The organism is Escherichia sp. KCJ4928 (genome assembly GCF_004352695.1).
Classification (GTDB): domain Bacteria; phylum Pseudomonadota; class Gammaproteobacteria; order Enterobacterales; family Enterobacteriaceae; genus ECMA0423.
Genome location: NZ_SJWV01000134.1, coordinates 1 through 11,485, shown reverse-complemented (window position 1 = coordinate 11,485; position 11,485 = coordinate 1). Strand labels below are relative to the sequence as shown.

Here is an 11,485-nt window from a genome sequence, read left to right as displayed (position 1 = left end):
GACCTGAAGCGGTAAATTACCAGGCTAAAAATTCTTTTTATATTGTCAGGTATTTCTTAAATTATCTTAATCCTTAAACAAGGAAATAAATCAGTTCCAGATTTACAACGCCATCATGGACGAAAAATGAAGCTTTCAATCTCAGCGACCTCAGCGACGGTGCGCCTAACCTTCGCAAGAGGTCGCTTCACGCGATAAATCTGAAACGAAACCTGACAGCGCGCCCCGCTTCTGACAAAATAGACGCATCCCCTTCGACCTACGTAACAGATGGAATCCTCTCTCTGATGGCAGCAAAGATTATTGACGGTAAAACGATTGCGCAGCAGGTGCGCTCTGAAGTTGCTCAAAAAGTTCAGGCGCGTATTGCAGCCGGACTGCGGGCACCAGGACTGGCCGTTGTGCTGGTGGGTAGTAACCCTGCATCGCAAATTTATGTCGCAAGCAAACGCAAGGCTTGTGAAGAAGTCGGGTTCGTCTCCCGCTCTTATGACCTCCCGGAAACCACCAGCGAAGCGGAGCTGCTGGAGCTTATCGATACGCTGAATGCCGACAACACCATCGATGGCATTCTGGTTCAACTGCCGTTACCGGCGGGTATTGATAACGTCAAAGTGCTGGAACGTATTCATCCGGACAAAGACGTGGACGGTTTCCATCCTTACAACGTCGGTCGTCTGTGCCAGCGCGCGCCGCGTCTGCGTCCCTGCACCCCGCGCGGTATCGTCACGCTGCTTGAGCGTTACAACATTGATACCTTCGGCCTCAACGCCGTGGTGATTGGCGCATCGAATATCGTCGGTCGCCCAATGAGCATGGAACTGTTGCTCGCAGGTTGCACCACTACCGTGACTCACCGCTTCACTAAAAATCTGCGTCATCACGTAGAAAATGCCGATCTGTTGATCGTTGCCGTTGGCAAGCCAGGCTTTATTCCCGGTGACTGGATCAAAGAAGGCGCAATTGTGATTGATGTCGGCATCAACCGTCTGGAAAATGGCAAAGTTGTGGGCGACGTCGTGTTTGAAGACGCGGCTAAACGCGCCTCATACATTACGCCTGTTCCCGGCGGCGTTGGCCCGATGACGGTTGCCACGCTGATTGAAAACACGCTACAGGCGTGCGTTGAATATCATGATCCACAGGATGAGTAACATGGCGACATTTTCTTTAGGTAAACATCCGCACGTTGAGCTGTGCGACTTGCTGAAACTGGAAGGCTGGAGCGAAAGCGGCGCGCAGGCGAAAATCGCGATTGCCGAAGGCCAGGTGAAAGTCGACGGTGCGGTTGAAACGCGCAAACGCTGCAAAATCGTCGCCGGTCAGACAGTGAGTTTTGCAGGTCACAGCGTACAGGTTGTTGCCTGATCCCTTTCCCGGCCTGTATCAACAGGCCGGTTCTCTTTTCAGACTTTTGCCCTCTACGCCCCGTTCATCCATGCTGATAGCATCGACATTTTGCCGAAGCGACCATCATGCCAACCGTTATTACGCACGCCGCCGTTCCCCTATGCATTGGTTTAGGGTTGGGTTCGAAAGTCATCCCTCCGCGTCTGTTATTTGCCGGAATCATCCTGGCGATGCTGCCCGACGCCGACGTATTGTCGTTTAAATTTGGCGTTGCTTACGGCAATGTTTTTGGTCATCGCGGTTTTACCCATTCGCTGGTGTTTGCGTTTGTTGTCCCGCTGTTATGTGTGCTGATTGGACGCCGATGGTTCAGGGCTGGGCTGATTCGCTGCTGGCTGTTTTTAACCGTCTCGTTGCTATCGCACAGCTTGCTGGATTCGGTAACCACTGGCGGTAAGGGCGTTGGCTGGCTGTGGCCGTGGTCAGATGAACGCTTTTTCGCTCCCTGGCAGGTGATTAAAGTCGCGCCGTTTGCATTGTCTCGTTACACCACGCCGTACGGGCATCAGGTGATAATTTCTGAATTGATGTGGGTGTGGTTGCCGGGGATGGTGCTTATGGGAATGTTGTGGTGGCGCAGGCGATAACCGGATGCGAAAACTCGCATCCGGCAACAGCGCAATTACTTACGACGCCAGGTGGTCCCTTGCGGGCCATCTTCCAGCACGATCCCCATCTCGTTAAGACGGTCACGCGCCGCATCTGCCGCCGCCCAGTCTTTCGCTTTACGGGCATCCAGACGCTGTTGAATTAACGCTTCAATCTCAGCCACTTCGCTGTCGTCTGCCTGCGCGCCGCTTTGCAGGAACGCTTCCGGTTCTTGCTCCAGCAGGCCCAATACAGCGGAAAGTTTACGCAGGTGAGATGCCATTGCATTCGCCGCTGCCATATCTTCTGCTTTCAGACGGTTTACTTCACGCGCCATATCAAACAGTACGGAATAGGCTTCCGGGGTGTTGAAATCGTCGTCCATCGCTTCAATAAAGCGCGCTTCAAACGCTTCGCCACCGGCAGGCGCAACGGTTTTATCTGTGCCGCGCAGCGCAGTGTAGAGACGCTCCAGCGCCGCACGCGCCTGCTTCAGGTTCTCTTCGCTGTAGTTCAACTGGCTGCGATAGTGGCCCGACATCAGGAAGTAACGCACGGTTTCCGCGTCGTAGTATTTCAGCACATCGCGCACGGTAAAGAAGTTACCCAGCGATTTGGACATCTTCTCGCGGTCAACCATCACCATCCCCGAGTGCATCCAGTAGTTCACATACTGGCCATCATGGGCACAGGTGGACTGCGCGATTTCGTTCTCGTGGTGCGGGAACATCAGGTCTGAACCGCCGCCGTGGATATCAAAGTGGTTACCCAGCTGCTTGCAGTTCATTGCCGAACATTCAATGTGCCAGCCTGGACGGCCCGCGCCCCACGGAGACGGCCAGCTCGGTTCGCCCTCTTTCGACATCTTCCACAGAACGAAGTCCATCGGGTTGCGTTTGTCGTCGACCACGTCAACGCGCGCACCTGCCTGCAGCTGGTCGAGATCCTGACGCGACAGCACGCCATATGTCGGATCGGTCGGGACGTCGAACATCACGTCGCCGTTGTCCGCCACATAAGCGTGACCTTTGGCGATCAGTTGTTCAGTGAGTTCAATAATTTCTGCGATATGGTGCGTCGCGCGCGGCTCCATATCCGGGCGCAGAATGTTCAAAGCATCAAAATCTTTGTGCATTTCGGCGATCATGCGATCCACCAGCGCCACAAAGCTTTCGCCATTTTCATTGGCGCGTTTGATGATTTTGTCGTCGATATCGGTAATGTTGCGCACATACTTCAGTTTATAGCCGAGGAAACGCAGATAGCGCGCAACCACGTCAAAAGCAACAAAGGTACGCCCGTGACCGATATGACAGAGATCGTAAACGGTGATTCCACACACATACATGCCGACTTCCCCGGCGTGAATAGGCTTAAATTCCTCTTTTTGGCGTGTCAGAGTATTGAAGATTTTTAGCATCGAAGATTCCGTTTAGACATGTGTGGGTAATTGAGTTGCGTATAATACCCATATTTCCCGCGCGAATCAGCATACATTGCGTGATGATCCGATCGTGCGGTTATGCTATAACACCACCCTATATATGACCCGAACTGGGTTGAAGCACCAATCAAACGGAACAGGATGCAAAAATGGTTACTTTCCACACCAATCACGGCGATATTGTCATCAAAACTTTTGACGATAAAGCACCTGAAACAGTTAAAAACTTCCTGGACTACTGCCGCGAAGGTTTTTACAACAACACCATTTTCCACCGTGTTATCAACGGCTTTATGATTCAGGGCGGCGGTTTTGAACCGGGCATGAAACAAAAAGCCACCAAAGAACCGATCAAAAACGAAGCCAACAACGGTCTGAAAAATACCCGTGGTACGCTGGCAATGGCCCGTACTCAGGCTCCGCACTCTGCAACTGCACAGTTCTTCATCAACGTGGTTGATAACGACTTCCTGAACTTCTCTGGCGAAAGCCTGCAAGGTTGGGGCTACTGCGTGTTTGCTGAAGTGGTTGAAGGCATGGACGTGGTAGACAAAATCAAAGGTGTTGCAACCGGTCGTAGCGGTATGCACCAGGACGTGCCAAAAGAAGACGTTATCATTGAAAGCGTGACCGTTAGCGAGTAATCGTGGCGACACTCTTTATTGCAGATCTTCATCTCTGCGTGGAAGAACCGGCGATCACCGCCGGTTTTCTGCGTTTTTTAGCGGGGGAAGCCCGCAAGGCCGACGCGCTGTATATTCTTGGCGATCTGTTTGAAGCATGGATTGGCGACGACGATCCCAACCCACTCCATCGCCAGATGGCGGCAGCGATCAAAGCGGTGTCCGATTCCGGCGTTCCCTGTTATTTCATTCATGGCAACCGTGATTTTCTGCTCGGCAAACGCTTTGCCCGTGAAAGCGGCATGACATTATTGCCGGAAGAAAAGGTGCTCGAACTTTATGGTCGCCGGGTGTTGATTATGCATGGCGACACGCTGTGCACCGATGACGCGGGTTATCAGGCTTTTCGCGCCAAAGTCCACAAACCCTGGCTGCAAATGCTATTCCTCGCCCTGCCGTTGTTTGTGCGCAAACGCATTGCCGCGCGAATGCGAGCGAACAGTAAAGAAGCCAACAGCAGTAAATCGCTGGCGATCATGGACGTTAACCAAAACGCGGTAGTCAGTGCGATGGAAAAACATCAGGTGCAATGGCTGATCCACGGACATACCCATCGCCCGGCGGTACATGAACTTATCGCCAACCAGCAACCTGCTTTTCGCGTGGTACTCGGTGCCTGGCATACGGAAGGTTCGATGGTGAAAGTCACGGCGGATGACGTTGAGCTGATTCATTTTCCGTTTTAAAAAACCCACAACTTTGCTGATTTCACAGCCACGCAACCGTTTTCCTTGCTCTCTTTCCGTGCTATTCTCTGTGCCCTCTAAAGCCGAGAGTTGTGCACCACAGGAGTTTTAAGACGCATGTCTTCCCGCAATAATCCGGCGCGTGTCGCCATCGTGATGGGGTCCAAAAGCGACTGGGCTACCATGCAGTTCGCCGCCGAAATCTTCGAAATCCTGAATGTCCCGCACCACGTTGAAGTGGTTTCTGCTCACCGCACCCCCGATAAACTGTTCAGCTTCGCCGAAAGCGCCGAAGAGAACGGTTATCAGGTGATTATTGCGGGCGCAGGTGGCGCAGCGCACCTGCCAGGCATGATTGCCGCCAAAACGCTGGTGCCGGTGCTGGGCGTGCCAGTACAGAGCGCCGCACTGAGCGGTGTCGATAGCCTCTACTCCATCGTACAAATGCCGCGCGGCATTCCGGTGGGTACGCTGGCGATTGGTAAAGCTGGCGCGGCAAACGCGGCATTACTGGCAGCACAAATTCTCGCGACTCACGATAAAGAGCTACACCAGCGTCTGAATGACTGGCGCAAAGCACAAACTGATGAAGTGCTGGAAAACCCGGACCCGCGAGGTACGGCATGAAACAGGTTTGCGTCCTCGGTAACGGGCAGTTAGGCCGTATGCTGCGTCAGGCAGGTGAACCGTTAGGCATTGCTGTCTGGCCGGTCGGGCTGGACGCTGAACCGGCGGCGGTGCCTTTTCAACAAAGCGTGATTACCGCTGAGATCGAACGCTGGCCGGAAACCGCATTAACCCGCGAGCTGGCGCGTCATCCGGCCTTTGTGAACCGCGATGTGTTCCCGATTATTGCCGACCGTCTGACTCAGAAGCAGCTTTTCGATAAGCTCCACCTGCCGACCGCACCGTGGCAGTTACTTGCCGATCGCAGCGAGTGGCCTGCGGTGTTTGAGCGTTTAGGTGAACTGGCGATTGTTAAGCGTCGCACTGGTGGCTATGACGGTCGCGGTCAATGGCGTTTACGTGCCAATGAAACCGAACAGTTACCGGCAGAGTGTTACGGCGAATGTATTGTCGAGCAGGGCATTAACTTCTCTGGTGAAGTGTCGCTGGTTGGCGCACGCGGATTTGATGGCAGCACCGTGTTTTATCCGCTGACGCATAACCTGCATCAGGACGGTATTTTGCGCACCAGCGTCGCTTTTCCGCAGGCCAATGCGCAGCAGCAAGCGCAAGCCGAAGAGATGCTGTCGGCGATTATGCAGGAGCTGGGCTATGTGGGCGTGATGGCGATGGAGTGTTTTGTCACCCCGCAAGGTCTGCTGATCAACGAACTGGCACCGCGTGTGCATAACAGCGGTCACTGGACACAAAACGGTGCCAGCATCAGCCAGTTTGAGCTGCATCTGCGGGCGATTACCGATCTGCCGTTACCGCAACCGGTAGTGAATAGTCCGTCGGTGATGATCAACCTGATTGGTAGCGATGTGAATTATGACTGGCTGAAACTGCCGCTGGTGCATCTGCACTGGTACGACAAAGAAGTCCGTCCGGGGCGTAAAGTGGGGCATCTGAATTTGACCGACAGCGACACATCGCGTCTGACTGCGACGCTGGAAGCCTTAATCCCGCTGCTGCCGCCGGAATATGCCAGCGGCGTGATGTGGGCGCAGAGTAAGTTCAGTTAAGCAGGTGCTCATTTGATTGCCGGATGCGGCGTAAACGCCTTATCCGGCTTACCGCTCCGGTACCCATTGTAGGCCTGATAAGACGCGTCAAGCGTCGCATCAGGCATGGTGCACCGATTGCCGGATGCTCTCATCACTACAGCGAAATACAGGTCCCCGCTTCGCCCGCCAGCGTCTCTTCAATTCGCGATAACGCCCCAATCCACGCGGGTTTACCACGGCTTCTGACATAACCACTTACCGCCGTTACCTTCGGCCCCATCGAACCATCGGCTTTGGCAAATGGCGCTAACTCATCCGGTGTGGCATGGCGAATGGCGCGTTGCTGCGGCGTTCCCCAGTTTTCATAAACCGCGTCAGCATCGGTGAGGATCACCAGTCCATCGGCATTAATCTGCTCGGCGAGCAACGCAGCGGCGAGATCTTTATCAATCACCGCTTCACTCCCTGCCCCATCTTCCGTCACAGGCACACCGCCGCCGCCACTGCAAATCACCACATGCCCCTCTTTGAGCAACAACTCGATGGCTTCGCTGTCGAGAATTTTACGCGGTTGCGGAGACGCCACCACCCGGCGCAAATATTTACCATCACGTTTCATCTGCCAGCCGTAAGCCGCTTCCAGTGCCTTTTGTTCTTCTGGCTGATAAACCGGACCAATAAATTTCTCTGGCTGCAAAAACGCCGGATCATCAGGCGAAACCTCAATGCGCGTCAGCACCGTCGTGACAGGCGGCATCTGCGGCTGTGCGCTCAAACTCTGCGCCAGCATATAGCCAATCATCCCCTGGCTTTCCGCCACCAGCACATCCAGCGGATACGGATCTACCTCTTTCCACGCCAGATTCTGCAATGCCAGCAGCCCCACCTGCGGCCCATTGCCGTGAACAATCGCCAGCCGATAAGAACGGGCCAGGCGCGCCAGCGCGGGTACAGCACTGGCGATATTGCGATATTGATTTTCTGCCGTCAGCGCCTCACCGCGCTGGAGTAAGGCGTTGCCCCCAAGAGCTACAACCAGTGTTTTCATGGTGTTCCTTGTAATAATTGTTGACCAAGCCAGAACCCCAGCAGCGTATCTGCCCCTGACGTGTGCCCCAGCGCCAGCAGCGAATCAATCGCAACAGCGGTACGTTTCGGGCAACTCAGAGCATGAACAAAGTGCAGGAGTGGCGAGGCGAAATATCCTTGCGCGGCGTAGCGTAAATAACTGACGCTCACCGCTGTGGTAACGAGTTGAAGATTGTCGGAGCAGGCAAAAAACTGGCGACCGGAGCGCGCATCTAAAGCGCCATAATACCAGGCCGCCAGCAGCATTCCGCTCAACGTGTCATCATGACTTGGCGTTAATCCGGGGCCTTTACCCAGCCAGTGCCGCCAGCCGGTCTTAACGCCATTGAGCGCGGCCTGAAAACAGTGACGAAACTGGCGTAATTCAGCGGTCAGCGGATCGCTTGCCGCCATCGCCAGTGGTCCGAAAAGTCCGGTTTCCTCCGCGCGTTGCATCCATGCAGCTGCAAGCGGTTGAGGATGTGAAGGCGGCGTAATACGCAGCAAACAATAACGCTGTGGCTGTTTAACCGTGAAACGCCCGAGGCGAATCCCTTGAGCCACAACCTGTGGTCGTTCATTGCCGCATAATCCACCGCATAACGCATCGAATTGCGCGCGGCGAAGCACCCATCCTCCGGGGCCGAAACCACTACCCTGACGATGCAGCGTTAACAGTTCGCCGCTTTCCGTCATCAGGTTAATCGCCCGTCGCCACACTCCCGCTAACCGCCAGGACTGGCGATAATTCGGTGCACTACGGCTGGCAAGCAGAGGATGGATGATCGTCATTGCGCGTTCCTCAACCAATCCCCATGCTTTCAGCCAGTGCTTCCAGCGCCTGTTCAAAACACGCCAGCGGTGCCCGCACAGTGCCTGCGCCAATCTGCCCGATCCCCGCCTCTTTATGGGCGATACCGGTATTGATGAGTGGCGTAATGCCGGTTTCTACCACGCGACGAATGTCCAGTCCCAGGCACGCGCCCTGAAAATCCCAGCCTGGGATCTGCAACTGCATATTGCGCTCAAGGTAAATTTCCGCCATCTCTTCAGATACCGCTCTGGCCGCTTCCATGCCACCCGCACCGACAAAGCGCGTTACGCCAGGCGCTGCGATCATTGCCGCACCTCCGATACCAAAGGTTTCGGTAATCGCGCTATCGCCCATATCCGGGTTCGCCTGCTCCTGCGAGAAGCCGGTGAAAAACAGACCTTGCGGAGTGTTTACAGGCGCAGTAAACCAGCGTTCGCCCAGCCCGCTTACCCGAATCCCGAACATATTGCCGTTGCGGGTCATTGCCGTGACGATGCTGCCTGCGCGGATCATCGCGCCAGCATCCATCGCCGCCTTGCAGTAAGCCATCGCGAGGTTGAGGAAGAACTGATCGGTCACGCTGAGGAAATCCATCACTTCGGCGATGTGCTGTTTATCATGATCGAGGCGAGCAATTTGTGGGGCCAGCGCACGCATTAACAGTGCAGAGGAAGCAATATTGCGTTGATGGAACTCATCGCCCATCGTAATGCCCTGCGCCATCATCGCCGTGAGATCGATACCGTGCTCCATGCGCCCCAGCGCCGCGCTTAATACTGGCATTAACACATCGCGCATCCAGCGATGGCGAGTCAGGACATCTTCGCCGTAAGCGCCAAAACGCATCACTTTGCCGATACCTTCGTTGAGGTTGCAGTACGCCCGGTTGCCGTCGGTCACGTTCTCGACCACCAGCATCGGCATACTGGCAGAAGTAATGCCGCCCATTGGCCCGACGGCATTCACATGGTGACAAGGAATGAAGTTCACTTCCCCCTGCTCCAGCATTGCCAGTGCCTGCGCTTCATCTTTCGCCCAGCCTTCAAACAGACATGCACCCACACATGCCCCTTTCATTGGCCCGGTCATCTCCTGCCAGCGCATTGGCGGCCCGGCGTGAAGCAGTGTTTTGCCCTGGTTTAGTTCGCTGATAAGTGAAGAAGCCGGTTGCACATCCAGCCAGTGTGGACGAGCGCGACGAATTTGTTCGATAACCGCAGCATTGGCTTGCGCCACTGATGTAAACATGGGAACCCCTTATTGCAAACGTTCTAATAAACGAGCCAGTTTTTTATTGCCGCCGGCGACTGGCGACCATTGGTAATGCACAACCGGTTTGCTGGCGCTTTGTAGCTCCAGCGCAAAGCTGCGTAATCCGATGTTAATCACGGCGACGTTTTCCAGTAATGACGGTGTGTGTTGCTGTGTGGCAGACGAGAGCGGATGAATTAACGCTGCCGCCAGCAAGGTGGCTTCCGGTAGCGAACTCACTACCGCGATCCCCGCATCTTCCAGCGTGGCGATTTGCTGCGAGCGGCATTGCGGGTCACGTTCGGTACCTGTCACCGTGGCAATGGCGTACAGCGGTTGGCTGTCTGAACGCGCGGCACAGGCTTTTTGCCAGGCGCTCACCAGCGAGGCAGCAGGATCGGCGGTCGCACCGAAGCCAATCACGACATCAAGCAGCAACACGCGCACTTGCGGTTTAGCGCCGAGATCGGCAATTAACTGGTTGCGTAAGGCTGGGTCGATCATCGGATGGGGACGCCCGACGGTGTAGAAATCATCGCCCAGATCAATGATCTGGTGACCATCGGCGTCCAGCATCATGCCGTGATGATGGGTATCATCGGCTTCCACGCCAAGGTGCCCGGCAAGTAATCCCGCCGCTTCGGCAGCAAGCGTACCGCCGGTATACAAACCGCAAATAAATCCGCTGCTGACAGGCGCTATTGCGTTACATCGCGCCGTGACGCGTGAAAGCAGGCAAGCCAGGCGTGCGGCCTCATCCAGCGAGGAGGCAAACCAGACATTCTCGTCGCGGGCCACCGCCGGGGTATAACCTAAAAACAGCGCCACCGTCGGTTTGCCGGTTGCTTTCATGGCATTAACAATTTTCAGACGCACAGCTTCGGCAGGTGGTTTTGAAACAAATGCCAGCACTTCGCTTTTCTCGTCTGCACTGAGCATTTCCAGCGCTGTTAGCGCACTGATGCCGCCCACTTCACGGCTGAGGTCGCGCCCGCCAAGGCCAATCGCGTGAGTAATTCCCTCCCCTGCCAGCGCAATCTGCGAACACAGCTCCTGAATCCCGGTACCGGAAGCGCCAATGACGCCAATATTGCCTTCTGGCATCACGTTAGCAAAAGCCAGCGGTGTGCCGGCAATCATCGACGTACCGCAGTCCGGCCCCATCACCAGCAAGCCTTTTTCCCGCGCGCGGGTTTTAAGTTGGATTTCATCTTCCAGCGTGACGTTATCGGAGAACATCATCACGTTGAGGTTGCGATCCAGCGCCTGGTTTGTCAGCTCCGCCGCATACTCGCCAGCCACTGAAATCAGCGCCAGATTGGCATCGGGTAATTTCTGACAGGCGCTGTCCCAGCGACGCACCTGCGTCAACGCCTGGCTGCTGCCTGACCCCTGCGCCAGTTGTTTTAGCGCCTCTTCAAGCTGCTGCATAATCGCCTGCGCGATCCCCGCATCCGCCGCTTCGCTACGAATTGCCACGCAAATATCGTTCGGCGTGGCGTTATTAAAATCGTCATGCCAGAAACCTGTGGTATCTAATAACGCTTTATTGGCGGGCGTACCCATCATTACGGAAACATCATCAACATTTTCTGATTCGCTGAGTTTTCGTGAAATAATCATTAAACTGACCGAATCCTGAAAACACCCTTTTTTAATAAAGGCGTGGATCATAACAACTCCTTAAAAATTGCACCCATGGCAATTGCACGAGCAGTGTTAATGTGGCGATTACGGTATCGATGACAACGAGTAAATAAGGTGATGAATATCACACAGGGATTATTAACAAAAGAATTCAAATAACCGCCAGGCTATTACGCATTATTTTTTAATAAGCGTGGTTGTTTTAAAAATCAGGTTAAAAG

12 protein-coding genes are annotated in these 11,485 nt (G+C 54.7%); 7 read left to right on the top strand and 5 right to left on the bottom strand.

The features are described 5' to 3' along the window. Positions 1 to 287 precede the first annotated feature (287 nt). From folD to E0D98_RS17025, 3 genes are all read left to right on the top strand, one after another. Positions 288 to 1,154, top strand: a complete 867-nt coding sequence (gene folD / locus E0D98_RS17035) for a bifunctional methylenetetrahydrofolate dehydrogenase/methenyltetrahydrofolate cyclohydrolase FolD (RefSeq protein ID WP_000729160.1) — start codon at positions 288 to 290, stop codon at positions 1,152 to 1,154. Position 1,155: 1 nt separating this feature from the next. Continuing rightward, complete coding sequence (gene ybcJ, locus E0D98_RS17030) at positions 1,156 to 1,368, top strand: ribosome-associated protein YbcJ (RefSeq protein WP_000190288.1); 213 nt, start codon at positions 1,156 to 1,158, stop codon at positions 1,366 to 1,368. Between the two features lie 107 nt (positions 1,369 to 1,475). Beyond that, positions 1,476 to 1,997: a metal-dependent hydrolase gene (locus E0D98_RS17025; RefSeq protein WP_001143552.1), complete on the top strand. Its 522-nt coding sequence runs from the start codon at positions 1,476 to 1,478 to the stop codon at positions 1,995 to 1,997. Positions 1,998 to 2,032: 35 nt separating this feature from the next. Here E0D98_RS17025 and cysS read toward each other — a convergent pair whose 3' ends face one another. Next, positions 2,033 to 3,418, bottom strand: coding sequence for a cysteine--tRNA ligase (gene cysS, locus E0D98_RS17020; RefSeq protein ID WP_000912345.1), 1,386 nt, complete (start codon positions 3,416 to 3,418; stop codon positions 2,033 to 2,035). Between the two features lie 173 nt (positions 3,419 to 3,591). Between cysS and ppiB the strand changes: the two genes are divergently transcribed. The 4 genes from ppiB (at position 3,592) to purK (ending at position 6,502) form a co-directional block, all read left to right on the top strand. Continuing rightward, entirely contained in the window at positions 3,592 to 4,086 is a 495-nt protein-coding gene (ppiB, locus tag E0D98_RS17015; RefSeq protein ID WP_000256002.1) for a peptidylprolyl isomerase B, read from the top strand. A gap of 2 nt (positions 4,087 to 4,088) precedes the next feature. Further along, entirely contained in the window at positions 4,089 to 4,811 is a 723-nt protein-coding gene (gene lpxH / locus E0D98_RS17010) for a UDP-2,3-diacylglucosamine diphosphatase (protein ID WP_000212252.1), read from the top strand. 117 nt (positions 4,812 to 4,928) lie between these two features. Continuing rightward, positions 4,929 to 5,438 (top strand): 5-(carboxyamino)imidazole ribonucleotide mutase, encoded by a 510-nt coding sequence (gene purE, locus E0D98_RS17005; RefSeq protein ID WP_001377893.1) that lies wholly within the window; start codon positions 4,929 to 4,931, stop codon positions 5,436 to 5,438. Beyond that, positions 5,435 to 6,502 carry a 5-(carboxyamino)imidazole ribonucleotide synthase gene (gene purK / locus E0D98_RS17000; protein ID WP_000815553.1) on the top strand — a complete coding sequence of 356 codons (1,068 nt, stop codon included), beginning with the start codon at positions 5,435 to 5,437 and terminating at the stop codon, positions 6,500 to 6,502. Before purE ends, purK begins: the two co-directional genes overlap by 4 nt. Positions 6,503 to 6,638: 136 nt before the next feature. On the opposite strand, the gene E0D98_RS16995 is transcribed toward purK, so the two are convergent. From E0D98_RS16995 to E0D98_RS16980, 4 genes are read right to left on the bottom strand one after another with little or no spacing between them, the layout of a single operon-like run. Then, the gene (locus E0D98_RS16995) at positions 6,639 to 7,532 is read right to left on the bottom strand and encodes a carbamate kinase (protein WP_000855355.1); all 894 of its coding nucleotides are present in this window, start codon (positions 7,530 to 7,532) and stop codon (positions 6,639 to 6,641) included. Continuing rightward, on the bottom strand, positions 7,529 to 8,344 hold the full coding sequence (locus tag E0D98_RS16990; RefSeq protein ID WP_050877074.1) for a DUF2877 domain-containing protein: 816 nt from the start codon (positions 8,342 to 8,344) through the stop codon (positions 7,529 to 7,531). Before E0D98_RS16990 ends, E0D98_RS16995 begins: the two co-directional genes overlap by 4 nt. 10 nt (positions 8,345 to 8,354) lie before the next feature. Further along, positions 8,355 to 9,614, bottom strand: a complete 1,260-nt coding sequence (locus E0D98_RS16985) for a DUF1116 domain-containing protein (RefSeq protein ID WP_000495408.1) — start codon at positions 9,612 to 9,614, stop codon at positions 8,355 to 8,357. Positions 9,615 to 9,623: 9 nt separating this feature from the next. Further along, the gene (locus E0D98_RS16980) at positions 9,624 to 11,291 is read right to left on the bottom strand and encodes an acyl-CoA synthetase FdrA (RefSeq protein ID WP_000580834.1); all 1,668 of its coding nucleotides are present in this window, start codon (positions 11,289 to 11,291) and stop codon (positions 9,624 to 9,626) included. Between the last annotated feature and the right edge of the window lie 194 nt (positions 11,292 to 11,485).

What these genes read in the sequence shown, in the direction of transcription:
- folD (WP_000729160.1), top strand. Translation starts at nt 288, where the DNA reads ATGGCAGCAAAGATTATTGACGGTAAAACGATTGCGCAGCAGGTGCGC.
- ybcJ (WP_000190288.1), top strand. Translation starts at nt 1,156, where the DNA reads ATGGCGACATTTTCTTTAGGTAAACATCCGCACGTTGAGCTGTGCGAC.
- E0D98_RS17025 (WP_001143552.1), top strand. Translation starts at nt 1,476, where the DNA reads ATGCCAACCGTTATTACGCACGCCGCCGTTCCCCTATGCATTGGTTTA.
- cysS (WP_000912345.1), bottom strand. Translation starts at nt 3,418, where the DNA reads ATGCTAAAAATCTTCAATACTCTGACACGCCAAAAAGAGGAATTTAAG.
- ppiB (WP_000256002.1), top strand. Translation starts at nt 3,592, where the DNA reads ATGGTTACTTTCCACACCAATCACGGCGATATTGTCATCAAAACTTTT.
- purE (WP_001377893.1), top strand. Translation starts at nt 4,929, where the DNA reads ATGTCTTCCCGCAATAATCCGGCGCGTGTCGCCATCGTGATGGGGTCC.
- purK (WP_000815553.1), top strand. Translation starts at nt 5,435, where the DNA reads ATGAAACAGGTTTGCGTCCTCGGTAACGGGCAGTTAGGCCGTATGCTG.
- E0D98_RS16995 (WP_000855355.1), bottom strand. Translation starts at nt 7,532, where the DNA reads ATGAAAACACTGGTTGTAGCTCTTGGGGGCAACGCCTTACTCCAGCGC.
- E0D98_RS16990 (WP_050877074.1), bottom strand. Translation starts at nt 8,344, where the DNA reads ATGACGATCATCCATCCTCTGCTTGCCAGCCGTAGTGCACCGAATTAT.
- E0D98_RS16985 (WP_000495408.1), bottom strand. Translation starts at nt 9,614, where the DNA reads ATGTTTACATCAGTGGCGCAAGCCAATGCTGCGGTTATCGAACAAATT.
- E0D98_RS16980 (WP_000580834.1), bottom strand. Translation starts at nt 11,291, where the DNA reads ATGATCCACGCCTTTATTAAAAAAGGGTGTTTTCAGGATTCGGTCAGT.